The organism is Burkholderia sp. HI4860, from assembly GCF_002223045.2.
GTDB lineage: Bacteria > Pseudomonadota > Gammaproteobacteria > Burkholderiales > Burkholderiaceae > Burkholderia.
Genome location: NZ_NKFO02000001.1, coordinates 63,107 through 86,977 on the forward strand (window position 1 = coordinate 63,107; position 23,871 = coordinate 86,977).

Here is a 23,871-nt window from a genome sequence, read left to right on the forward strand (position 1 = left end):
GCCAATCGCGCAGGCACGAAGGCACGGCCTTCATCGCTCAGCGTTGCCGGTCGGTCAGGAATTGCGTCGGCGACTTGCCGGTCGCCTTGCGGAACATCGTCACGAAGCTGCTCGCGCTCTCGTAGCCGAGATCGATCGCGATCTGGTGCACGCGGCGGCCGGCCGTCAGCATCCGCAGCGACAGCGCGACGTGCAGCCGCCGGCGCCAGTCGCCGAGGCTCATCCCGAGCTCTTTCGCCGCGAGCCGCGTCAGGCTGCGCTCGCTGATGCCCACGCGTCGCGCGAGTTCGGGCAGCGGCGACTTGTCGGCCGGATCGTCGAGCAGATGGTCGATCAGCTTGCGCAGCCGCCGGTCGGCCGGCATCGGCAGGTACAGATCCTCGACCGGCGCCGCGACGAGTTCGTCGAGCAGCGTCGCGATCAATCGCCCCTGCGGCCCGTCGACGTCGTACAGGTTCGGGAAGCTCGCCGCCTTCAGCAGCAGTTCGCGCAGCAGCGGCGACACCGACAGCGTGCAGCAGCGCGCCGGCAGGTCGAGCGCGGCGTCAGGTTCGACCAGCACCGCATAGAACGTCGCGCCGGCCGAGCCGCGCGCCGAGTGCGGGACGTCGCCGGGAATCCACACCATGCATTGCGGCGGCGCGCTCCACACGCCGCCGTCGACCTCGCAATAGATGACGCCGCTCAGCGTGTAGAGCAGTTGCGCCTGCGGATGGCTGTGCCGCTCCAGTCGCCATTCGGGCTCGACGACCGAGCCGCCGAACACGACGAGCGGACGCGGCACGTGGAAAACTTCGTCATCCGCTGCGGGATCGGTGGTCGGTGGAAGCTCGCGCATGAAACGATGGACGATGGAGGAAGCCGGACGCGCTGCCCGCGCGTCCTTTCGTGCTTATACCAGAAAGGGGCCGGTGGGGCCGTGCGGGTGCCGGGGCTGCGTCTGCAGTCGGGCGGCGAAACGAATACAATGCCCCGATCCCCCGTCGCTGCGCCCACCTGCCGGAGCCGCCATGTTCGACCTGACCACGCTGACCACCTTCACGGCCGTCGTCCTGGGCCTGTTCCTGATTCCCGGCCCCGCCGTGCTGCTCGTGCTGAGCCGCACCGTGCAGGGTGGCCGCAGGACCGGCATCCTGACCGGCCTCGGCGTCGCCAGCGGCGATTTCGTGCATACGCTGTTCGCGGCCGTCGGCCTGTCGGCGCTGCTGATGACGTCGGCGCTCGCGTTCAACGTCGTGAAGGTGGTCGGCGCCGCGTACCTGATCTATCTCGGCGTGCGCGCGCTGATCGAGAAGCCTTCCGATCCGTCGCTGCCGAGCGTATCGCCGGTCACGCCGCTCAAGGCGTACCTGCAGGCGATTCCCGCCGAAGTGCTGAATCCGAAGACCGCGCTGTTCTTCCTCGCGTTCATGCCGCAGTTCGTGCATCCGGAACGCGGCTCGACGTTCGTGCAGTTCGCGGTGCTCGGGCTGATCTTCGTCGCGCTCAGCTCGCTCTACACGACGCTGATCGCGTGCTCGATCCGCCCGCTCGGCCGCATCGTGAAGCGGCTCACGTGGCTCACGCGCTGGCAGGGGAAGATCATCGGCTCGATCTTCATCGCGCTCGGGCTGCGCGTGGCGGTGCAGCAGCGCTGACACGCGCGGCCGCATGACGTCTTCCACCGCGCCCGCCGGCGAAACCCTCTACACCGACCCGCGCCTCGTCGCGCTCTACGACCTGTTCAACGCGGGCGACCAGGACTTCGCGTTCTACGCGTCCGTGATCGGTGCCGCGCGGCAACGCATCCTCGATCTCGGCTGCGGCACCGGCACGTTCGCGCGCCGGCTCGCGGCAGCCGGGCACAACGTCGTCGCGATCGATCCCGCGCCGGCGATGATCGAATACGCCCGACGCCAGCCCGGCGCCGCCACCGTGCGCTGGCTTGCATGCGGGCTCGACAGCCTGCCGCCCGACGCACCACCGTTCGATGCGGTCGTGATGACCGGGCATGCGTTCCAGTGCCTGCTGACCGACACCGAAATCGACGCGACGCTGCGCGGCGTGCGGCGCGTACTCGCCGACGGCGGCCGCTTCCTGTTCGACACGCGCAATCCGCGCATCCAGCCGTGGCGTGCATGGACGCCGGAGCATTCGGCACGCAGCGTCGAGTCGCGCGAGGCGGGCATCGTCGATCTTCATCATGCGGTGCGCTCGGTGGACGGTGCGATCGTGACGTTCGACACCCACTACCGCTTCCACCGCGACGGCACGGTGCTGACGAACACGAGCCGGCTGCGTTTCGTCGCGCAATTCGACCTGCAGGCACGCGTGATCGCAGCCGGGTTCTCGTCGGCCGACTGGTACGGCGACTGGCAGCACGCGCCGTTCGACGAAGCGACCAGCGCGGAGATCATCGCGATCTGCCGCGCGTGAGTGCTTGCGCGCGCCGCTACCGCGTCAGCCCGCCACGGGCAGCGTGTCCACCGCATACGCATGCCGCAATGTGCGCCCCAGCACCGGATCTTCCAGCTCGATCTCGAACCGCTCGGCCGGCCGGATGCCGCCGATCGCCGCAAGCGTGCCGCACAACATCGCGGTGCCGTCGACGAAGCGGCCGTTGTGGCGTGCGAACTGCGCAAGCACGTCGTCCGGCACACGCATTCGCCCGCGGGCTCGCGGATGTGGCAGCTGCGCAGCCGGAGTGGGCATTCCTGGCGCCGTTTCACGAGGCAGCGGCGGTGTAACCCCTCCCGATCGCTGGCCGCGTGCCGGGCACTCCGGCTGCACGCGGCGCCCGCGCCGCCGGACGCGTCATGCCCCGTCGAGCGCCTGCCGCACCCCGTCCCAATCCAGCCCGAATCGCGCGAGATACTTGCGCAGCCGGTCCGCATCGTTCGGCTGCTTCTTGCTCTGCCGCGACACCGCGAACAGCGTGCGCCCGGCTTCCGACAAGCTTGCCGACACACGGCACACGTCGAGAACGCGTTCGAGCTGCGCACGGTCGAACAGGTCGAGTTCCGCCGCACGCGCACCGAACACCGCGTCGACACATGCATCGGCAGCACCCGCAGCGCCCCGCGACGACCACGTGCGCGTCAGCCGTTCGACTTCCTGCTCGGCGAGCGCTTCGGTAATCCGTCCCGCATCGGCCAGCGTCGCCATCCGCGTGACCGACGCGGACAACTCGCGGAAGTTACCGGCCCACGCCGCGCGTGGCGACGCAGCGAACGCGAGATAACGCCGCTTCGCCTCGACGTTGAACCGCACCTGCTCGCCCTGCTCGCGGCCGAAGCGGTCGAGTTCGAATTCGAGGTTCGGCTCGATGTCCTCGCGCCGCTCGGCCAGCCCCGGCAGTTCGTATGTCCACAGGTTGATCCGCGCGTAGAGGTCCTCGCGGAACGTGCCGGCCGCCACCATCTGCCGCAGGTCGCGGTGCGTGCCCGCGATCAGCTCGAAATCGCTGGTCGCCTCGACGTCCGCACCGACCGGCAGGAACCGCTTCTCCTCGATCGCCTTCAGCAGCATCGCCTGTTCGTCGAGCCCGAGTTCGCCGATCTCGTCGAGAAACAGCAGCCCGCCGTCCGCCGCGCGCAGCAGCCCGGCCCGCGCCGACTGCGCGCCCGTGAACGCGCCCTTCACGTGACCGAACAGCGTCGACATCGCCGCGTCGCCGCGCAGCGTCGCGCAGTTGATCTCGATGAACGGGCCCGCGAGCCGATGACGGCCGCGCTTCAGCTCGTACACGCGCTTCGCGAGAAACGACTTGCCGGCACCCGTCGGCCCGACCAGCAGCATCGGCGCGCGCGACCGCACGGCCACGCGCTCCAGTTGCTCGATCAGCGCGTTGAAGCGCGCGTTGCGCGTCGCAATGCCGGCCTTCAGGAACGATACCGTTTCGTCGCGTTCGCGCGTGAAACGTTGGGCGATTCGGTTGTAACGCGACAGGTCGAGATCGATCACCGACATCGTGCCGGGCCCGCTCGGTCCTTCGTCGGTCTTTTGCGGCGGCGCCGTCTGCGCGAGACGCGCGGGCAGGTAGCGCGCCTCCGCCAGCAGGAACCAGCAGATCTGCGCGACGTGCGTGCCGGTCGTGATGTGGATCAGGTAGTCCTCGCGGTCGAGATCGAACGGGTAGGCGCGCGCGAAATCGTGCAGCGTGGCGTAGACCTCCTCGAAATCCCACGGATCGCAAATCTCCATCGGGATCAGCCGCACGTCGGTGTGCGGCGACACGCGTTCGAGATCCTGCTTCACGCGGTCCGCGAGCCGCGCGTAGTTTGGCGCGTGCAGCAGTTCGAGCCGGTCGATCGGCGTGTCGCGCTGCTCGCACAGCGAAATCGTCGGCCGCCAGTTGCGCCAGCGGCGCTGCGAGCCGCCGCCCTGGTCGAGCACGGTACCGAGAAAACCGATCGCAACAGTCTTTCGCATGTTTATCTCATGGGATAAGAAGCGATCCGATTGTATCGAATATTCCGGATCGAGCGACCATCGGATATTCAGGCCCCACCTGCCGATAAAAATAATTTCCCCTTTTACTTCAATAGCTTGAGATTTTTCTCGAGCATCGAGCCACCCGCTGGCACGCTCCTCGCTAAATAGAAAGCGCCGGATGTCCCGCTGGCCCGCGAGTCAGGGTTCACCAAGCCCTGCTGGTGCGCCGCCGCCGAACCTGGTTCGTCGCGGCAGCGCATGTCGCCATGGACAGACGAAGGCAAACGGGCGCGCAAGGCGCTTCGCCCGGGTTCGAATCCCGGGGCGCCCTCCGTTCGGAAGCTCATAGGTAGAGCAGCCGGCGCAAGCCGGTGTGTAGCGGGTTCGAATCCCGCTCGAACACTGTCCGCAAGGACAGTCTCTTGATGGAAGCAGTACCCGCCGGTGCGGGCCGCAAGGCCCGCCGTGCGTCGGACCGGTTGCGGTTCCGCGCGATCGGCCGGACGGCCGCACGGCCCGCGCGAACGCGCACGACGACGCGATGCAGGATGCGTCGCCGTGCACGTCGACGCCGGGCCAGCGCGCCGCCCGCCCGGTTGCGTCGCCCCGCGATCCGCACGATGCGTGTTACCCGGCGGTCAATGAAGAAAAGGACAAGAATATGTGGATGCGACATGTTGTGAAAAAGAACGAACGCGCGCTGCTGATGAACGAGGGCGATTTCGTGAAGGTGCTGGAACCGGGCGTGCTCAAGGCCTTCGATCCGTTCAAGCGCCTGTCGGTGCAGACCGCGCGTCTCGACGCGCCGCTCGCCGACGCGGCCCTGGCCGATTACCTGCGTCACGACGCGCCGGACGTGCTCGCGCAGCACTTCGTCGCGATGGATCTCGCCGACGATGAAGCGGGCCTGCGCTACGAAGACGACGTGCTCGTCGAGATCCTGGCGCCGGGCACGCGCCGGCTGTACTGGCGCGGCCTGACCGCGCACCGTCTCGAGCGCGTCGATCTCGCGCAGGACAGCCTGCTGCCGGCCGCGCTCGTGAAGCGCATCGCGCAACCGGCGCTGCGTGCGCGCGGCGTGGCGGGCCTGACGGGCGTGCTGCTGGCGCAGGTGCCGGCGTACCACGTCGGCGTGCTGAAGATCGACGGCAAGATCGAGCGGTTGCTGGACGCGGGCGTCGCGGCGTTCTGGCGCTTCAACCGCGACGTCGCGGTCGAGCTGGTCGACCTGCGTTTGCAGGCGATCGAAGTCGGCGGACAGGAAATCCTGACGCGCGACAAGGTCGCGCTGCGGCTGAACCTGTCGGCGACGTGGTGCTATGCGGACGTGCTGCATGCGTTCGGCCAGCTGCAGAAGCCGGTCGAGCACCTGTATCGCGAGCTGCAGTTCGCGCTGCGATCGGCCGTCGGCACGCGCTCGCTCGACGAGCTGCTGGAAGACAAGCAGTCGATCGACGACGTCGTGATCGCGCAGGTGCGTGCCCGCCTCGGCGAGTCGGGCGTGGACGTGCGCAGCGTCGGCGTGAAGGATATCGTGCTGCCGGGCGACATGAAGACGATCCTCGCGCAGGTGGTCGAGGCGGAGAAATCCGCACAGGCGAACGTGATTCGCCGCCGCGAGGAAACGGCGGCCACGCGCTCGCTGTTGAACACCGCGAAGGTGATGGAAGAAAACCCGACCGCGCTGCGGCTCAAGGAGCTGGAAACGCTCGAGCGCGTCGCGGAACGGATCGACCGCATCTCGGTGTTCGGCGGTCTCGACCAGGTGCTGAACGGACTCGTCAGCATCAAGGGCGCGTCATGAATGACCGGGCACGGCGCACGCGCGTCGTGTCTCATGAACGAAGTAGCAAGGTGATGAACATGAGTGAAATGGACTATCAGGTCATGGAACTGGCGCACGGCAAGCCGGTGAAGATGTGGACGCAAGGCGTGGCCGTGGAAGACGAAGCGCGCGCGCAACTGCGCAACACCGCGCAGATGCCGTTCATCTTCAGCCACGTCGCGGTGATGCCGGACGTCCACCTCGGCAAGGGCTCGACGATCGGCAGCGTGATTCCGACGAAGGGCGCGATCATTCCGGCCGCGGTCGGCGTCGACATCGGCTGCGGGATGATGGCCGCGCGCACGACGCTGACGGCGTCCGACCTGCCGGATTCGCTGGCAGGCCTGCGCAGCGCGATCGAACGCGCGGTGCCGCACGGCCGCGCGCCGGGCCGCCGCGATCCGGGCGCGTGGGGCGACCGCACGCCGGCCGCCGTGACCGAATCGTGGAAAGCGCTGCAGCCGGGCTTCCAGCGGATCGTCGACAAGTATCCGAAGCTGGAAAAGACGAACCACTACGCGCATCTCGGCACGCTCGGCACCGGCAATCACTTCATCGAAGTGTGCGTCGACGAAGCGGACCACGTGTGGTTCATGCTGCACAGCGGCTCGCGCGGCGTCGGCAATGCGATCGGCAGCCTGTTCATCGAGCTCGCGCAGGCCGACATGCGGCAGCACATCGCGAACCTGCCGGATCGCAACCTCGCGTATTTCACCGAGGGCAGCCGCCACTTCGACGACTACGTCGAAGCGGTGGGCTGGGCGCAGGACTACGCGCGCCGCAACCGGCAGGCGATGATGGATGCGGTGATCGGGGCAGCACGCGGCGTGATCGCCAAGCCGTTCTCGGTCGACGAACACGCGGTGAACTGCCACCACAACTACGTGCAGCGCGAACGCCACTTCGGCGAAGACGTGCTCGTGACGCGCAAGGGTGCGGTGTCCGCGCAGAAGGGGCAGCTCGGGATCATCCCGGGCTCGATGGGTGCGAAGAGCTTCATCGTGCGCGGGCTCGGCAACCCGGACAGCTTCTGTTCGTGCAGCCACGGCGCGGGCCGGACGATGAGCCGTACCGAAGCGAAGCGCCGCTTCACCGTCGACGACCAGGTGAAGGCGACCCAGGGCGTCGAATGCCGGAAGGACGCGGGCGTCGTCGACGAAATCCCGATGGCCTACAAGGACATCGACGCGGTGATGGCGGCCCAGCGCAGCCTCGTCGAAGTGGTGCATACGCTGCGCCAGGTGGTGTGCGTGAAGGGATAGCGCGGTGCGCGGCTGCGCACGATGAAAAACGAACGGCGCGGTGCCTGCGGGCGTCGCGCCGTTTTTGCATGTGCATGCGTCCGTCCCATACCGGCCAGCAACGGTCGCGCCCGCACACTACGCGCCGCCGTCACGGTTGCAGCCCATTGCGGCGGTATACTCGATGCCGTTCGGTAACGCGCGCCGCCGCATGCGCCGCAGCCTTCGACCTGCCTCGTTTGCTGACGATGCGCTTGCAGTCCGACGTCTTCCGCCCGCCCATCCACCGTCGATACGAACCGTCATGTCGCACCGCCTTTCGCTCGCCATCGCCGCCCTCCTCGCCGTTTCCCCGATCGTTGCCCAGGCTCGCCCGCTCGCGCGGCCGCCGGTCGAGCGCGATTTCAAGAACTGGTCGGTCGTCTGCGACAACGGCAACCGCTGCATTGCCGAAAGCCACGCCGACGATATCGACGACGCACGCACCCGCCTCATCCTGCGCGTGACGCGCGATGCGGGCCCGGACGCACAAGCGTCGCTCGACCTCTACGCGTCGGCGCCGCTGGACCTGCGCAGCGCACGCATGGATGGCCGCCCGTTCGATGCCATGGCCGCCCAATGGCATGCATTCGGCGGCAAGCCGGACGATGACGAAGCGCACCCGTTCCGGGTCCGCACCAACGATCCGGCAACGGTTGCCGCCTGGCTCACCGCGTCGCGCAATGCGCAACTGCTGAGCTTCGGCGATCCAGCATCGGCGCAAACCGCCCGCACGCCTTTGACGGGATTGAATGCCGCGCTGCTGTTGATCGACGACACGCAGGGCCGGGTCGGCACCGTCACCGCGCTGCTACGCCCGGGCACCCGGCCCGCGTCGTCGGTGCCGGCCGCGCCGGCACTGCCGCCCGCCGTCACGCCGGCACCGGCCGTCGCGGACCTGTCGGCCGCCGAGCAACGCCCGCTCGTCGACGCGGTGCTCGCGAAGTTCGGCGGCGACGTGAAGCAATGTGCGGCCGATGTCGAAGACGAGATGTCGGCGAGCGAGCGCCGAAAGGCGTCGCGCGCCGTGGCGATTTCCGCCGACGAAGCGCTGGTCGCGATACCGTGCCAGACCAGCAGCATGTATAACCACACCGACCTGTGGTATCGCGTGCGACGGACGGCGCCGTTCACGCCAGCGGCGATGAATTTCGGCGAGAACGCGAACGCGGGACTCGATTCGGCCTCCTTCGCGAACGAACTGACCGAGGCCGTCTACGATCCCGCCAGTGCGACACTGTCGAGCAAGGTGAGGTTGCGCAGTGCCGGCGACTGCGGATCGACCGCATCGTGGATCTTCGACGGCCGGCGCTTCATGCTCGGCGATATCGCCACGCACGGCACATGCAACGGCCTGTTCGACGATCAGTGGCCACGCTTGTATCGACGGGCCGATGCGGCAGCCAGCCCGCGCTGACGCACCACCTCACACACCGACGATCGAGATCGAGAACCCGTCCCAGCCCTTCTGCCCGACCGTCTGCACGGCCGTCGTCGTGAGATTCGGCGCGGCCACGAGACGCGCGAACCCGTCGCGTACGCCGACCACGTCGGGCTCGCGATTGTCCGGATCGGCCACGCGCCCGCCGCGCACGACGTTGTCGACGACGATCACCGTGCCGGGCCGCGACAGCTTCAGCGCCGCGTCGAGATAGACGGGGTTGTTGTCCTTGTCGGCATCGATGAAGATGAAATCGAACGGCGCTTCGCCCGTGTCGACGAGCCGCGCGAGGCTGTCCTTTGCACTGCCGACCACCACCGTCACGACTTCCGCCAACCCGGCACGCGCGATGTTCTGCGTCGCGACCTTCGCATGCGCGGGATTGAGTTCAAGCGTCACGAGCGTGCCGCCCGGCGGCAACGCGCGCGCGAGCCAGATCGTGCTGTAGCCGCCGAGCGTGCCGACCTCGAGGATCCGCCGAGCGCCGCGGATCGTCGCGAGCAGTTGCAGCAGCTTGCCCTGGTTCGGCGCGACGTTGATCGCGGGCAGCCCCGCTGCGTCGCTTGCCGCGAGCGCGGCGTCGAGCACGTCGTCGGACGGCACGAGCGTCGCGGAGAAATACGCATCCACCTGGTTCCAATGATCCTGATTCATCGAGCGCCCCTCGTTTGCGGAACAGGCATTTTATGCGCCGCCCTGCCATAAGCAACAAACCATTCGTTCTAAAGGCAGTGGCGCACGTGCTCCTATAATCGCTCGACCACCACAACAACAGACGGAGCACCCATGACCGATCAGGCCGCATCGAACTGGCGCCTCGAAACCATCGCCGTACACGGCGGTTATCGTCCCGACCCGACCACGCGCGCGGTCGCCGTGCCGATCTACCAGACCGTTGCGTACGCATTCGACGACACGCAGCACGGCGCCGACCTGTTCGACCTGAAGGTGCAGGGCAACATTTACACGCGGATCATGAACCCGACGACGGACGTGCTCGAGCAGCGGATCGCCGCGCTCGAGGGCGGCATCGGCGCGCTGGCGCTGGCCTCGGGGCAATCGGCCATCACGTACGCGATCCAGACGATCGCCGAAGCCGGTGACAACATTGTGTCCGCGAGTTCGCTGTACGGCGGCACCTACAACCTGTTCGCGCATACGCTGCCCCAATACGGGATCACGACGCGCTTCGCCGATCCACGCGACCCCGCGTCGTTCGAGCCGCTGATCGACGCGCGCACGAAGGCGATCTTCGCGGAATCGGTCGGCAACCCGCTCGGCAACGTCACCGACATCGCCGCGCTCGCGGAAATCGCGCATCGCCACGGCATCCCGCTGATCGTCGACAACACCGTGCCGTCGCCGTATCTGCTGCGCCCGTTCGAGCACGGCGCGGACATCGTCGTGCATTCGCTGACGAAGTATCTCGGCGGGCACGGCACGAGCCTCGGCGGCGCGATCGTCGATTCGGGCAAGTTCCCGTGGGCCGAGCATGCGGACCGCTTCAAGCGGCTGAACGAGCCCGACGTCAGCTATCACGGCGTCGTCTACACGGAAGCGTTCGGGCCGGCCGCCTATATCGGCCGCGCACGCGTGGTGCCGCTGCGCAACATGGGCGCGGCCATCTCGCCGTTCAATGCGTTCCAGATCCTGCAGGGCATCGAAACACTGGCGCTGCGCGTCGAGCGCATCAGCGACAACGCACTGAAGATCGCGCAGCATCTCGCGCGCCACGAAAACGTCGAATGGGTGAACTACGCGGGCTTGCCCGATCACCCGGACCATCCGCTCGTCGCGCGCTACCTGTCGGGCCGCGCGCCGGGCATCCTGACGTTCGGCGTGAAGGGCGGCCGCGACGGCGGCGCGAAGTTCCAGGACGCGCTGAAGCTGTTCACGCGGCTCGTCAACATCGGCGACACGAAATCGCTCGCCACGCACCCGGCATCGACGACGCACCGGCAACTGTCGCCGGCCGAACTCGCGAAGGCCGGCGTGAAGGAAGAAACGGTGCGGCTGTCGATCGGCATCGAGCATATCGACGACCTGCTCGCCGATCTCGACCAGGCGCTCGCGCAGCTTTGACGGATAACGGGCGCGCCGGCTTGCCGGTGCGCCCTGCCTCGAATATGTTGACCTTGAAGCGGCTTCAAGGTGTTCAATCCCCGGTTGATGCCGGGGCGATGCCCGGCGTGTACGAACCACCCGTACCCTGCAGCCGGATGGCCAGACGCTGAGTCCGCTGCGGTACGCCAACCGTCCGAGAGGCCGCATGACACCGACCGCGAAGCTCGCGCTGCTCACGTTACCGCCGTTGCTGGCGGCCTGCTTCGGCGCCCTCGCGGCGGCGTGGCGTGCCCCCGGCCCGAAAACATCGAGCGTCATCCAGCATTTCACCGGCGGCATCGTGTTCGCGGCCGCCGCGCTCGAACTGCTGCCGCAGGATCGCGCGCATGCGCTGTTTCCGGTCGTCGTCGGCTTCGTGCTCGGCATCGCGCTGATGCTCGCGATCCGTGCACTGTCGGGTGCGATCGAGACGCGCTTCGAGCAAGCGCGGCTGCCCGTGAGCCTGATCATCGTCACCGCGATCGACCTCGTCATCGACGGCCTCGTGCTCGGCATCGCGTTCTCGGCCAGCGACGAAAGCGGCATCATCCTGACCGTCGCGTTGACGCTCGAGGTGCTGTTCCTCGCGCTGTCGGTCAGCGCGGCGCTCGCGGCCGCCGGCATCGGCCGCCTGCTGTCGATCGTCGTACCGGTCGGGCTCGCGGCGCTGCTGAGCATCGCGGCCGTGGCCGGCAACGCGGCATTCGCCGGACTTCCCTCCAATATCTACGCCGCACTGCTCGGGCTGGGCACCGTCGCGCTGCTGTACCTCGTCACCGAGGAACTGCTGGTCGAGGCGCACGAGGTCCCTGAAACGCCGTTCGCGACCGCCGCGTTCTTCATCGGCTTCATCGTATTCTTTCTGATCGAAGGATCGGTGAAGGCCGGATAAGCCACGCACGCCGGCGCGCCGGCTACCACGTCGTCGCGCCCGTCGGGTACGGCTCGACGATGCGCGTGCCGTTGACGGGCGTCACGCCTGCGTTGCGCAGCGCGGCCCACAGGTCGATCGCATGTTCGCGCGACTTGCGGCTGCCGTCGTCGGTCAGCACGTTCAGCGCGATCACTTGGTCGCGTGTCGCCAGTTGCAGTTGCTCCTTCAGCTTGCGTGACTGATGCGACGCGGTGCGGACGTCGCCGAGCACGATCCGCTGCTCGGCGACAGTCGATTCGCCGCCTGCATCCGCCGGCACGAACGTCAGCCGGCCGTTGTCGACCTCGCATTGCCCGCGCGTGAACGTCGCGCTCCACTCGCCGGCCGGCACGGCCGCGAACTCGCAGCGCATCCGCTCGCTCGCGCGCCGGCCGACGTCATGCGCCGACGCGTGCGACAAAGCCCGCTCCGGCCAGCCGGCCGCCATCGCGGCCGTCGACATCAGGCACGCCGCGAGCACGATTCCTTTCATGAAATGGCGCATGGCACGCTCCTCTTCGTGTGGGGTGCGGCCGGCGGGCACCGCGCCTGCCGGCCGCGAATGAACGGTCAACGCACCGCGAAACGGTTGTCGTGCGCATCGACCAGCGGCGCACTCTCCCCGCGATGCACCGTCACACGATGGATTTCCTGGTTGCGCGCGACGGCGGCCGGGCTCGCCGGGTAGTCGTGATTCGGGCTCGGGATCACGCCGTCGTGGCGCGCCCGTGCCAGTTCCTGACGGACCTCCTGCCGCGTCTTCTGCTGCGCGGCCACGGCCTGTGAAAAGACCGCCATCGACAGGGCGGCAGCGGCGATGACGATCATCGGTCGCGGAATGGTCATGTGGTTCGCTCCTTGCAGGAAATCCGTGACGGGAGCGTTCACTTTGAGCCGGCAGCGGTGCGGAATCGTGATCGCAGCATGACGGTTTCGTCACCACCGCGACATTCCCTGTATCGCACTGCGAATGAAAATACGTGACGCGTTTCCGCGCGCATGACGCGGCGATGACATTTTTCTCATTTGTCCCTCACCTTCACGATCCGAACGCTTTCCAGAATCGGCAACGCCATCGCGACATTCCGCGCCCGCCTGCACCACGCGCGGCACGGAATCGACCGATGCACGAAACGATCATCTTGAATCCCAGGGGAACACCATGAAAACTCCAGTTCGGCTCGCCATGATGTCGGGTGCGCTGCTCGCGACCGCTCACGCGGCACATGCAGCGGAAGTCACGTTATACGGCCTGTTCGATACGTCGCTGACGTATGTATGGAACGCCAATGCGGACGGCAAGAATCTCGTCGGCCTCGGCAACGGCAATCTGCTCGGCAACCGCTTCGGCGTGAAAGGTGCGGAAGACCTGGGCGGCGGTCTAAAGGCGATCTTCACGCTGGAAAATGGCTTCAATCCGAACACCGGCGCGCTCGGGCAAGGCAACCGGATGTTCGGCCGGCAGGCGTTCGTCGGCCTCGACAGCGCGCGCTGGGGCACGTTGACATTCGGCCGCCAGTACGACGCGCTCGCGGATGTCGCGTGGCCGGTCACCGGCGACTTCTACTTCGGCAGCGTCTACGCGACACCCGGCGACGTCGACAACTACGACACGTCGTCGCGCACCGACAACGCGGTGAAATACACGTCGCCCGTGATCAGCGGACTCCAGTTCGTCGGCATGTACGCGCTGGGCGGCGTGGCCGGCAAGAGCGGCGCCGGACAAACCTGGTCGGCCGGCCTGTCGTACAGCAACGGCCCGGTCGACGCGGCGGGCGGCTATTACTACGCGGCCAATCGCTCGTCACTCACCAACGGCATCCGCACCGGCTGGAATGGCACATCCGACGGCACATTCGACGGGTCGCTGGTCAACGGCGGCTATATCTCCGCGAAATCGATCGGCATCGCGCGCGGCGCATTGCGCTACAACTTCGCGCCGTTCGCGGTCGGCATCGACTACAGCAACGCGCTGTACAAGGCCGATGCGATGTCCGCGTTTCGCAGCACGCAGAAGTACGACACCGCGCGCGGCTTCTTCAACTATCAGGCGACACCCAGCCTGCTCGTCGGCGTCGGCTACAGCTACACGCGTGCCCGAGGAGATACGAGCGCGACCTACCATCAGGTGTCCGCCGGCGCCGACTACGTGCTGTCGAAGCGCACCGATCTCTACGCGGTCGGCGCATGGCAACGCGCGAACGGTGAACAGCGCACGCTCGACGGCGGCACGCAAACGGCGCAGGCGTCGATCGGGTCGTACGGCTATGGCGGAACGCGCACGCAGGGCATCGTCAATCTCGGGTTGCGCCACCGGTTCTGATCGCTGCGGCATGACGCGCGCCGCATGACGAAAATTTCATGATCCGATCAGGTTCGCGAAGCGTCGCATCGCTACGATCGAAAACGTGACGGGCAGCGCCCGTTCCAGACCACGCAAGCGAGTCGCTGCCGCACGGCACGTCACGCGTTAGGCCCGGACACGTCGAGTGCCGGGCCTTTTTTTGATCGCGCGCCGACGATCAGGGCGTTGAATTGCGCTGCGGAAACAGGCAGTTATGCGTCTTCACATACAAGTTCGGATTGCCGCAGCGATGCCCGGCGTAATCGATCTGCTCGCCCGGCATGAGATCGGCCGGCACCGGCCTTTTTGTCGCGGTGGCGGGCGTGGTCTGCGCAGTGGGCGTAGTGCCGGAACGTGTCGATGCGCAGCCCGCGAACAACGGGACGATCAGGACTGCGATCAAGGCTAGGCGAATGGCGGGACGAGGCACGTTTCAAGTCCGGTGTGAAAGTCAGAACAAGGCCGCCCGCGTTCCATACAGCTATCGCGAACGGCATGAATGCCGCCGGCCACGTTGACCATCGGCAGACTTCATGTTCCGCTTCCCGCTCATCGCACCCATGACGCGAACATGACGAATGCGTCATGCCGGTCGCGTCCCAACTGCACCTCTCCTCTTCACGCAATCTGACGCATTTTTCATCTCGCGATCACGATCACGCACGGCTGCTTTCGCATACTGGGTCCATGGTTCGCCACCCGGCGACCCTGATCAAGGAGAGCACTCGATGAAAACCGCAAAACTCGCTGCACTGTTCGTCACCGCCACGCTGTCGCTCGGCATGGCCACGCAGGCCGCCTTCGCGCAGACGCAAACGCAGGGCAAGACCCGCACGCAGGTCGTCAATGAACTGAAGCAGGCACAGCACGACGGCGTCGTGCCGGTGAGCAAGACGCAGTACCCGCCGACCGGCGAACTCGTCGCGCGCAACAAGGAGCTGCACGGGGTTTCGGTGCATGGCGGCGAGAAGAAGCCGCAGACCGACAACCACGACAACCTGACCGCGCAGAAATGACGCTCGGTCATCCGACCGCGGGCAGCGCGCCACGCGCGGCCGCCTCATGGCGAACGCGCGGGCACGCCCGCCGGCGGTGTCAGGTAGGGAGGGCCGCCGGCCGTTTCAGCTCGGCCGGCCGGCGCGGAAAGCGTAGCCAGAACGTCGTGCGCCGGCCCGGGTCGCTGTCGACGCCGCATTCGCCGCCGTGGTTGTCCATGATCGACCGGACGATCGCGAGCCCAAGCCCCGTCCCTTGCGCCGAATTGTGCCGGGACGGATCGACGCGATAGAAGCGCTCGAAGATCCTTCCAACATGCTCGGCCTCGATGCCGGGCCCCGCATCCGACACGGCGATCGTCGTCGCCCCGCCCTGCTCCACGCAATCGATCGTCACGATGCTGCCGCGCGGCGCGTAGGCCAGCGCATTCGACAGCAGGTTGCTCAGCGCGCGCTGGTACAACGTCAGATCCGCGTCGACCCACGCATGGCCGTCGACCTTCACCGTCACGCCGGCATCCTCCGCCAGCGGCTCGTAATAGCCCGCGACGCGCCCTGCCTCTTCCGACGCATCCAGGCGCCGCACGCTGATCGACGTGCCGGCCTGTTCCGAACGCGCCAGGAACAGCATGTCCTCGATCATCCGCGACAACCGCTGGTATTCGTCGATGCTCGACTCGATCACGTTGCGGTATTCGTCCGCGCTGCGCGGCTGCGACAGCACGACCTGCGCGGCCGCCTGCAGGTTCGTGAGCGGCGTGCGCATGTCGTGCGCGAGGTTCGACGAGAACTGGCTCAGCCGCGTGAACGACTCGTTCAACCGCTCGAGCATGCCGTTGAACGCGTGCTCGAGCTCCTTCAGCTCGCCGGCCGTATCGAGCGCCGGCAGCGGATGGGCGAGCCGGCTCGTCGACATCTGTTCGGCGCGCGCCGCGAACCGCCGCAGTGGGCTCAGCCCGAGCGCGGCGATGCCGTAGGCGATCGCGGCCGCGAGCACCACACCGAACACCTCGATCACGACGATCGTATAAGCGTGCGTGCGCAGCAGCAGCACGTCGGCGCTGCGGTCGTACTGCACCACGACGCGCACCACGGGCGCACCCGTGCCCGTGCCTGAAAGCGGCACATTCGTCACCAGATACTGGTGCCGTGCGCCCGGCGGCGCGACGCCGACCGGCACGCGCCCCGCATTCAGCGACATCAGCGGCGCAACGAGGCGGAAGCCGGGTGTGCGGACCAAACGCGCGCCCGTGGCGTCGAAGATCGCGAGATCCATGTTCGGATGACCATGCAGCTGGTCGATCCAGATGTCGGTGTTGCGCGCGACGTCGGCGGTCGAGCGCGCTTCGGCCAGATGCGCGCCCAGCGCGGCGGAGATCCCGGCCATCTGCTCGGCCGCCGCGGTTTCGACGCGATTGCTCAGCGCCTCGTACAGCGCGACGCCGCTCGACGCGAGGATCACCGACGTCGACAGGATGATCAGTGCGGTCAGGCGTCCGCGCAGCGTGCGCGGCAGCAGGCGCGCGATCATGCCGCGCTGCCGCCGCGCGCCTCAAGCACGTAGCCCATCCCGCGCACCGTATGGATCAGCTTCGGGTCGTATGCGTCGTCGATCTTCGAGCGCAGGCGCCGGATCGCCGAATCGACGACGTTCGTGTCGCTGTTGAAATTCATGTCCCACACCTGCGACGCGATCGTCGCGCGCGGCAGGATCTCGCCCTCGCGGCGCATCAGCAGCCACAGCAGCGCGAACTCCTTCGCGGTCAGCAGGATGGTGTCGCCCTGCCGGGTGGCCTTGCGGCGGGTGAGGTCGAGTTCGAGGTCGGCCACGCGCAGCGTGTTCGAATCGCGCGGCTGGCCGCGCCGCAGGATCGACTTGATGCGCGCGGTCAGCTCGACGAAGTCGAACGGCTTCGCGAGATAGTCGTCGGCACCGAGCTCGAGGCCCTTCACGCGATCGCCGACATCGTCGCGCGCGGTGAGGAACAGCACGGGCGTCGACTTGCTGCGCCGCAGGTTCTGCAGCAGCGTCCAGCCGTCCTGGCCGGGCAGCATCACGTCGAGCACGAGCAGGTCGTACTCCTCGGTCTCGGCCTGGTGCTGGCCCGTGATGCCGTCCTCGACCCAGTCGACGACATAGCCGGCCTCGGTCAGCCCCTTGCGCAGGTACGCGCCCGTCTTCGGTTCATCCTCGACAATCAGAATTCGCATCACGCATTACCCTTGAAGAAACCCAGCCGGCGCAGCACGCCCGAGCCGAAGCCGCCGCGCAACGCCGCGCGCCACGACACCGCATGGCTGACACGGTACAGCACCGGCAGCACCAGCAGCGTCAGCGCCGTGGACGACAGGATACCGCCGATCACGACCGTCGCGAGCGGGCGCTGCACCTCGGCGCCGGTGCCGGTCGCGAACGCCATCGGCAGGAAACCCAGCGACGCGACGAGCGCGGTCATCAGCACCGGCCGCAGCCGCGTGAGCGCGCCTTCGCGCACGGCGGCCTCGAGCGGCATCCCTTCGTCGCGCAGGTTGCGGATGAACGAGATCATCACGAGCCCGTTGAGCACCGCGACGCCGGACAGCGCGATGAAGCCGACCGCCGCCGTGATCGACAGCGGAATCCCGCGCAGCCACAGCGATACGACGCCGCCGCTCAGCGCGAACGGAATGCCGGTGAACACCAGCAGCCCGTCCTTCACGTTGTTGAACATCACGAACAGCAGCACGAACACCATGAACAGCGCGAGCGGCACGACCAGCTTCAGGCGCTCGCTCGCGCTCTGCAGCTGCTCGAATTGACCGCCCCACGACACCCAGTAGCCGGCCGGCACGCGCACGTCCTGCTGCAGTTGCTCGCGCGCGTCGGCGACGAACGAACCGACGTCGCGGCCGCGCACGTTCGCGCTGACGACCACGCGCCGCTTGCCGTCCTCGCGGCTGATCTGGTTCGGGCCCGGTGCGACGTCGATCGTCGCGAGTTCCGCGAGCGGCACGTACGGCGCCGCCGCGAGCGGTGCGCTGGCGCCGGCCGCCGGTGCGGGCAGCGCGATCGGCAGCCGCTTGATCGCCTCGATGTCCGAGCGCAGCTCGTCGGGCAGCCGCACGACGATGTCGAAACGGCGGTCGCCCTGGAACAGGGTGCCGGCCTTCTGGCCGCCGACGGCCGCGGCCACCGTATCCTGCAGGTCGGCCACGCTCACGCCGTAGCGCGCGAGCTTGTCGCGATCGAGGTTGACAGTCAGCACCGGCAGGCCGGTGGTCTGCTCGACTTTCACCTCCGACGCGCCCGGCACCTTCTGCAGCGCGGCCGCGATCTGCTCGCCGGTCTGGTTCAGCACGGCCATGTCGTCGCCGAAGATCTTCACGGCGACGTCGCTGCGCACGCCCGAGATCAGTTCGTTGAAACGCAGCTGGATCGGCTGCGAGAACTCGTACGCGTTGCCCGGCAGCTCGGCGAGCGCTTCCTCGATCTCGCGCACGAGCTGGTCGCGCGGCTTCTTCGGGTCGGGCCACTGGTCGGCCGGCTTCAGCATGATGTAGCCGTCCGACAGGTTCGGCGGCATCGGGTCGGCCGCGATCTCGGCCGTGCCGGTGCGCGCGAACACGCGCTCGATCTCGGGGAAGCGCGCCTTCAGCGTCTTCTCGATCGACTTCTGCATCTCGACCGACTGCGACAGGCTCGTGCCGGGGATCCGCAACGCGGCCACGGCCAGGTCGCCTTCGTTGAGGCTCGGGATGAACTCGCTGCCGAGCCGCGTGGCCAGCCCGAGCGTGGCCAGCACGATCACGCCCGCGCCGACCATCACGCGCGCCGGGCGCGTCATGAATGCGGCGAGCGCCGGCTCGTACGCGCGCCGCGCCCAGCCCATCAGCCGGTTCTCCTTCTCCTCGACACGCTCGCCGATGAACAGCGCGACGGCCGCCGGAATGAACGTGACGGTCAGCACCATCGCTGCCGCGAGCGCCATCACGACGGTAATGGCCATCGGGTGGAACATCTTGCCTTCGACACCTGTGAGCGCAAAGATCGGCAGGTACACGACCATGATGATCAGTTGCCCGAAGATCAGCGCGCGACGCGCTTCCTGCGACGCGCCGAACACTTCCGCGAAGCGCTCGTCGCGTGTCAGCGGCCGGCCGGCGGCGGCCTGCGCGTGCGCGAGCCGTCTCACGCAGTTCTCGACGATCACCACCGCGCCGTCGACGATGATCCCGAAGTCGAGCGCGCCGAGGCTCATCAGGTTCGCGCTCACCTTCGCGTTCACCATGCCGGTGAAGGTCATCAGCATCGACAGCGGGATCACGAGCGCCGTGATCAGCGCCGCGCGCATGTTGCCGAGGAACAGGAACAGCACGGCGATCACGAGGATTGCGCCTTCGAGCAGGTTCTTCTTCACCGTCGCGACGGCCTTCTCGACGAGCACCGTGCGGTCGTACACGGGGATCGCCTTCACGCCCGACGGCAGCGTGCGGTTCACGTCCTCCATCTTCGCGGCGACGGCCTTCGCGACCGTGCGGCTGTTCTCGCCCATCAGCATGAAGACCGTGCCGAGCACGACCTCCTCGCCGTTCGACGTCGCCGCACCGGTGCGCAGCTCGCGGCCGATGTCGACCAGCCCGACGTCCTTCATCCGCACCGGCACGCCGCCGACGTTGGTCAGCACGATGCTGGCGATGTCGTCGACGGTGCGCGCCTGGCCCGGCACGCGCACCAGATACTGCTCGCCGCGCTTCTCGATGTAGCCGGCGCCGACATTGTCGTTGTTGCGCTCCAGCGCGCGCACGACGTCGGCGAGCGTCAGCCCGTACGACATCAGCTTCGCCGGGTTCGGCGCGACACGGTATTCCTTCACGTAGCCGCCGATCGAGTTGACCTCGGTCACGCCGCGCACGTTGCGCAGCTGCGGCCGGATGACCCAGTCCTGCAGCTCGCGCAGGTCGGCCGCCGTATAGCGCGTGCCGTCGGGCTTGCGCGCGTTGGCGTCGGCTTCGACGGTCCACAGGTAGATTTCGCCGAGGCCCGTCGAGGTCGGCCCCATGGCGGGCGCGATGCCGGCCGGCAGCTTGTCTTTCGCTTCCTGGATGCGTTCGTTGACGAGCTGCCGCGCGAAGTAGATGTCGGTGCCGTCCTTGAAGATCACCGTGACCTGCGACAGCCCGTAGCGCGAGATCGAGCGCGTCTGCTCGAGGCCCGGCAGGCCGGCCATCACGGTTTCGACCGGATAGGTGATGCGCTGCTCGGCCTCCAGCGGCGAATAGCCGGGCGCGGCCGTGTTGATCTGGACCTGTACGTTGGTGATGTCGGGCACCGCGTCGATCGGCAGCTTCTGGTAGCTGAACACGCCCAGCGCGGCCACGGCCGCGATCGCCAGCATCACGAGCCAGCGGTGCGCAATCGCAAAGCGGATCAGGCGTTCAAACATGGCGGGTTTCCTTGAAACGGGGCACGGTCACCCTCGACGGACGAGCCGCCCGGCCAGTTACACGGCGGGCCGGAAAGCGGGCCGCATATCGGGCCGCGAGGCGTGCAATGGCACACATGTAGCGCTCATTCATGTTCCGCGCTCCCCTTGCCGAGTTCGGCCTTCAGCACGAAGCTGTTCGACGCCGCGTATTCCTGGCCCGGCTTGAGCCCCTTCAACACTTCGGTCGCGCGTTCGTCGCGCCGGCCCGTTTCGACGGCCTGCGCGACGAAACCCTTCGACGAGCGGACGAAGACGGACGGTGCGCCGTCGACGTCCTGCAGCGCGTCGCTCGCGACCGCGAGCGGCACGTCCTGTTTGCCCGCGTCGACCGACACGTTCACGAACATCCCGGGCCGCCACACGCCGTCCGGGTTCGGCAGCACGACGCGCGCCGGCGCGGTGCGCGTCTGTTCGCCGAGCAGCGACCCCACGTACGCGATCGGGCCGCTCGAGCGCGATTCGAACGCGGTTGCGATGACCGTCGCATCGCGGCCGACCCGCACGTCGTTCAGCCGCTGCGCCGGCACGGCCATCTCGGCCCATACCGTCGAGAGATCGGAGATCACGAACATGCTGGCATCGGCGGCAATCGCTTCGCCGGGCGTCGCGTGCTTCTCGACGATCGTGCCCGCGAACGGCGCGCGCAGTTCGTAGCGGTTCAGCGCGCCCGCGCCGACCGGCGCGTTCAGCGCGGCGAGCTTCTGACGCGCGTTCTGCACGGCAATCTCGGCTTCACGCAACTGCACCTGCGCCTGCTGGTAGTCCTGCTCGGCCGAGATGCGCTCCTTCCACAGCGTGCGTTCGCGCTCGTAGGTCGCGCGGGCGCCCGACAGCCGGCGCTCGGCCGTCAGCAGCTCGCTGCGCCGGTCGGCGAGATCGGTGCTCGCGATCACGGCCAGCACCTGCCCCTTCGCCACGTTCTGCCCGAGCGACACCGAGACCTGCTCGACGATGCCGGCCACGCGCGGCACCACGTGCGCGGTGCGATCCTCGTTGAACTTGATCTCGCCCGGCAACTGGAACGGCGTCGCGATCTGCGCGGGGCCGGCCTTCGCGAGCGCGATCTTCGAGGTCGCGAGCTGCGCGTCGGTCAACGCGATCGCGCCGTCGGCGCGCGCGAACGGGAACGATGCCGATTCATTGCCCGCCTTCACGTCGATCGTCGCGTCGAACACGTGCGGCTTGCCGATCGACTGCGCGGACACGAACTTCTGGCCGGCCGCGTCGAAACGCAACGGCTCGTGCGTGCGGTCGTAGCGGACCAGCGTGCCGGACACGGTGACGCCCTTGTCGGCCGGCTTGCCGTCGACGAACGGATAGACGATGAGGCGCGCATCGCCGGGCTTTTCCGTCATCACGATTTCGACGGACAGCTTGCCGCGCGTGAGCACGACACCGCCGCGCTCGCCGGTGGCTTCGGTAGATGAAGCGGCAACGGCCGCGGCCGCGCCGTTGCCGCCGCCGTTGCGGGTAACGCCGAGTGCGCCGATGACGATCCCGGCACTGCCGAGCACGACCGCCGCGATGATCAGGATTCTGTTGCGTGACATGGTGATCCTTCAGGTGAAAGAGGCGTCCGTTGCGCTATTGCGCGACCGGTGCCGGTGCGAACGGCGCGAGCGGCGTTCCGACCAGCCGGCCGATGTCGGCGCGAGCCGTATGGGCATCGGCGAGTGCGCGCACGTATTGCGACTGGCCCTGGAACAGCGTGCGCTGCGCGTCGAGCACGTCGAGGAAGCTGAACTTCCCGAGCTCGTAGCCGCGCGACATCGCATCGAGTGCAAGGCGCGCGGCCGGCAGGATGTCGGCCTTCAGCCGCTGCGCTTCCTGCGCGGCGGCTTCGAAATTCGCGTACGCCTGCGTGAGGTCCAGCCGCAGGCGCGTGCGTTCGCGATCGAGATCGGCATTCGCGCGCTCGGCCTTGTGCGTCGCCTCGAGCAGCGCGCCCTTGTTCGTGTTGAACAGCGGAATCGGGATCGACACGCCGACGACCGCCTGGTTGTCCGGCACGCCGCCCGTGGTCACGCGCTTCACGCCCGCGCTGATCGTGACGTCCGGTATGCGCCGCGCCCGTTCGAGCGACACGGCCGCGTTCGAGCGCAGCATCTCGGCGCGTGCGATCCGCGCCAGCGGAGCGTCATCGAGCTGCGCGGTCAGCGCGGACAGTTGCTCGACCGGCGGCACGACTTCGAGGTCGCCCTGCACCGCAAGCCGGCCGTCGCGTGCTTCGCCCATCACCGCGTTCAGCTTTTCGCGCGCGACCTCGACACGGCCGCGCGCCGTCACCACTTCGATCTGCACGCCGGCGGCCGCCACGTGCGCCTTGGTCGCCTCGACCGGCGACACCTTGCCCGCCTGTGCCCGGCGGCTCGCGAGGTCCGCAGAGCGCGCGGCGATCGCGGCCGATTCCTCGGTCACCTGAAGCTGGCGCTGCGCGGCGAGCAGCCCGTAGAACGCGGCGATCACGTCGGCGCGCACGACGGCGCCCTGCTCGTCGAGCGATGCATTGGCCGCTTCCCTGCCGTACGACGCGACATCGAGCCGCGCGCTGCGCTTGCCGCCGAGTTCGATCGTCTGGTTGATCAGCGCGGTCGACGTGCGTTCCGCGCGGCGGAACCCTTCCTGCAGGAACGACACTTCGGGATTGGGACGCGCGCCGGCCTGCATCAGTGCACCGGCCGACGCATCGACGTCCGCGCGCGCGCCGCGCAGCGCCGGGTTGTTCCGCGCCGCGACCGATAGCGCGTCGGCAAGCGTCAATGAGTTGGGAGGGAGAGCATCGGGGGGCGGTACGCTGATCGGCGCGACGCTGCCGGAGGCAGACGGGGCCGGCCCCGGCGACAGCGACGGCTGCGCATGAGCCGTCGCGGCCATCGCGAAGACGATGGCCACGGCGAGGTTGAGCTTGAGCATGTTCGGTTCTGCGGTAACGGTTCGCGACCGATGCTACGGTCCGGCCGCAGTGCGAACATGAGGCGAAGATGATATTTCCGTCATGTTGGGGGCGGCCGCGTGCGCGCGTGCGGCGCCCTGCGAGAGTCATGCCCCGCTTCGGCGATCAGGAGGATTTGATGAACGTACGGCGCGACGGC

At 67.9% G+C, this 23,871-nt stretch carries 20 protein-coding genes, 1 tRNA gene and 1 pseudogene; 10 read left to right on the top strand and 12 right to left on the bottom strand.

What is annotated here, in order from left to right:
• Window positions 1-37: 37 nt before the first annotated feature.
• The gene (locus CFB34_RS00310; protein ID WP_089443113.1) at window positions 38-838 is read right to left on the bottom strand and encodes a helix-turn-helix transcriptional regulator; all 801 of its coding nucleotides are present in this window, start codon (window positions 836-838) and stop codon (window positions 38-40) included.
• A 172-nt stretch (window positions 839-1,010) separates the two neighbouring features.
• Here CFB34_RS00310 and CFB34_RS00315 point away from each other — a divergent pair, with 172 nt between their 5' ends.
• Both CFB34_RS00315 and CFB34_RS00320 read left to right on the top strand, forming a co-directional pair.
• Window positions 1,011-1,637 (top strand): LysE family translocator, encoded by a 627-nt coding sequence (locus CFB34_RS00315; RefSeq protein ID WP_089443114.1) that lies wholly within the window; start codon window positions 1,011-1,013, stop codon window positions 1,635-1,637.
• Between the two features lie 13 nt (window positions 1,638-1,650).
• Entirely contained in the window at window positions 1,651-2,415 is a 765-nt protein-coding gene (locus CFB34_RS00320; protein WP_089443115.1) for a class I SAM-dependent methyltransferase, read from the top strand.
• Window positions 2,416-2,439: 24 nt separating this feature from the next.
• Here CFB34_RS00320 and CFB34_RS00325 read toward each other — a convergent pair.
• Window positions 2,440-2,643: pseudogene (locus tag CFB34_RS00325) on the bottom strand (DUF2848 family protein); the annotation flags it as partial.
• 150 nt (window positions 2,644-2,793) lie between these two features.
• Window positions 2,794-4,410: an RNA repair transcriptional activator RtcR gene (gene rtcR, locus CFB34_RS00330; RefSeq protein WP_089443116.1), complete on the bottom strand. Its 1,617-nt coding sequence runs from the start codon at window positions 4,408-4,410 to the stop codon at window positions 2,794-2,796.
• 335 nt (window positions 4,411-4,745) lie between these two features.
• On the opposite strand from rtcR, the gene CFB34_RS00335 reads away from it, so the two are divergent.
• The 4 genes from CFB34_RS00335 (at window position 4,746) to CFB34_RS00350 (ending at window position 8,935) form a co-directional block, all read left to right on the top strand.
• A tRNA-Cys gene (locus CFB34_RS00335) sits at window positions 4,746-4,816 on the top strand.
• A 258-nt stretch (window positions 4,817-5,074) separates the two neighbouring features.
• The gene (locus CFB34_RS00340; protein WP_089443383.1) at window positions 5,075-6,217 is read left to right on the top strand and encodes a slipin family protein; all 1,143 of its coding nucleotides are present in this window, start codon (window positions 5,075-5,077) and stop codon (window positions 6,215-6,217) included.
• 59 nt (window positions 6,218-6,276) lie between these two features.
• Window positions 6,277-7,500, top strand: coding sequence for an RtcB family protein (locus tag CFB34_RS00345; protein WP_089443384.1), 1,224 nt, complete (start codon window positions 6,277-6,279; stop codon window positions 7,498-7,500).
• A 283-nt stretch (window positions 7,501-7,783) separates the two neighbouring features.
• Window positions 7,784-8,935, top strand: coding sequence for a DUF1176 domain-containing protein (locus CFB34_RS00350; RefSeq protein WP_179243706.1), 1,152 nt, complete (start codon window positions 7,784-7,786; stop codon window positions 8,933-8,935).
• Window positions 8,936-8,944: 9 nt separating this feature from the next.
• Here the strand turns inward: CFB34_RS00350 and CFB34_RS00355 are convergent, their stop codons facing one another.
• Window positions 8,945-9,613: an O-methyltransferase gene (locus CFB34_RS00355; RefSeq protein ID WP_089443118.1), complete on the bottom strand. Its 669-nt coding sequence runs from the start codon at window positions 9,611-9,613 to the stop codon at window positions 8,945-8,947.
• A 132-nt stretch (window positions 9,614-9,745) separates the two neighbouring features.
• Between CFB34_RS00355 and CFB34_RS00360 the strand changes: the two genes are divergently transcribed.
• Both CFB34_RS00360 and CFB34_RS00365 read left to right on the top strand, forming a co-directional pair.
• Window positions 9,746-11,041, top strand: coding sequence for an aminotransferase class I/II-fold pyridoxal phosphate-dependent enzyme (locus CFB34_RS00360; RefSeq protein WP_089443119.1), 1,296 nt, complete (start codon window positions 9,746-9,748; stop codon window positions 11,039-11,041).
• A gap of 187 nt (window positions 11,042-11,228) precedes the next feature.
• Window positions 11,229-11,954 carry a hypothetical protein gene (locus CFB34_RS00365; protein WP_089443120.1) on the top strand — a complete coding sequence of 242 codons (726 nt, stop codon included), beginning with the start codon at window positions 11,229-11,231 and terminating at the stop codon, window positions 11,952-11,954.
• Between the two features lie 22 nt (window positions 11,955-11,976).
• Here CFB34_RS00365 and CFB34_RS00370 read toward each other — a convergent pair whose 3' ends face one another.
• Window positions 11,977-12,480 (bottom strand): hypothetical protein, encoded by a 504-nt coding sequence (locus CFB34_RS00370; RefSeq protein WP_089443121.1) that lies wholly within the window; start codon window positions 12,478-12,480, stop codon window positions 11,977-11,979.
• Between the two features lie 65 nt (window positions 12,481-12,545).
• The gene (locus CFB34_RS00375) at window positions 12,546-12,821 is read right to left on the bottom strand and encodes a DUF4148 domain-containing protein (RefSeq protein WP_089443122.1); all 276 of its coding nucleotides are present in this window, start codon (window positions 12,819-12,821) and stop codon (window positions 12,546-12,548) included.
• 316 nt (window positions 12,822-13,137) lie between these two features.
• On the opposite strand from CFB34_RS00375, the gene CFB34_RS00380 reads away from it, so the two are divergent.
• Complete coding sequence (locus tag CFB34_RS00380; protein WP_089443123.1) at window positions 13,138-14,298, top strand: porin; 1,161 nt, start codon at window positions 13,138-13,140, stop codon at window positions 14,296-14,298.
• Window positions 14,299-14,497: 199 nt separating this feature from the next.
• Here the strand turns inward: CFB34_RS00380 and CFB34_RS00385 are convergent, their stop codons facing one another.
• Window positions 14,498-14,722: a hypothetical protein gene (locus CFB34_RS00385; RefSeq protein ID WP_179243705.1), complete on the bottom strand. Its 225-nt coding sequence runs from the start codon at window positions 14,720-14,722 to the stop codon at window positions 14,498-14,500.
• Between the two features lie 325 nt (window positions 14,723-15,047).
• On the opposite strand from CFB34_RS00385, the gene CFB34_RS00390 reads away from it, so the two are divergent.
• A complete protein-coding gene (locus CFB34_RS00390; protein ID WP_089443124.1) occupies window positions 15,048-15,335 on the top strand; it encodes a DUF4148 domain-containing protein in 288 nt (95 codons plus the stop codon).
• A 79-nt stretch (window positions 15,336-15,414) separates the two neighbouring features.
• Here the strand turns inward: CFB34_RS00390 and CFB34_RS00395 are convergent, their stop codons facing one another.
• The 5 genes from CFB34_RS00395 to CFB34_RS00415 form a co-directional block, all read right to left on the bottom strand.
• Entirely contained in the window at window positions 15,415-16,845 is a 1,431-nt protein-coding gene (locus CFB34_RS00395) for a heavy metal sensor histidine kinase (RefSeq protein WP_089443125.1), read from the bottom strand.
• Window positions 16,842-17,525 carry a heavy metal response regulator transcription factor IrlR gene (gene irlR / locus CFB34_RS00400; protein WP_039349341.1) on the bottom strand — a complete coding sequence of 228 codons (684 nt, stop codon included), beginning with the start codon at window positions 17,523-17,525 and terminating at the stop codon, window positions 16,842-16,844. Before irlR ends, CFB34_RS00395 begins: the two co-directional genes overlap by 4 nt.
• The gene (locus tag CFB34_RS00405; protein WP_089443126.1) at window positions 17,525-20,737 is read right to left on the bottom strand and encodes a CusA/CzcA family heavy metal efflux RND transporter; all 3,213 of its coding nucleotides are present in this window, start codon (window positions 20,735-20,737) and stop codon (window positions 17,525-17,527) included. The genes irlR and CFB34_RS00405 overlap by 1 nt, the downstream gene beginning before the upstream one ends.
• 125 nt (window positions 20,738-20,862) lie before the next feature.
• Window positions 20,863-22,329, bottom strand: a complete 1,467-nt coding sequence (locus tag CFB34_RS00410; protein ID WP_089443127.1) for an efflux RND transporter periplasmic adaptor subunit — start codon at window positions 22,327-22,329, stop codon at window positions 20,863-20,865.
• A 34-nt stretch (window positions 22,330-22,363) separates the two neighbouring features.
• On the bottom strand, window positions 22,364-23,692 hold the full coding sequence (locus tag CFB34_RS00415) for a TolC family protein (protein WP_089443128.1): 1,329 nt from the start codon (window positions 23,690-23,692) through the stop codon (window positions 22,364-22,366).
• Window positions 23,693-23,871 lie beyond the last annotated feature (179 nt).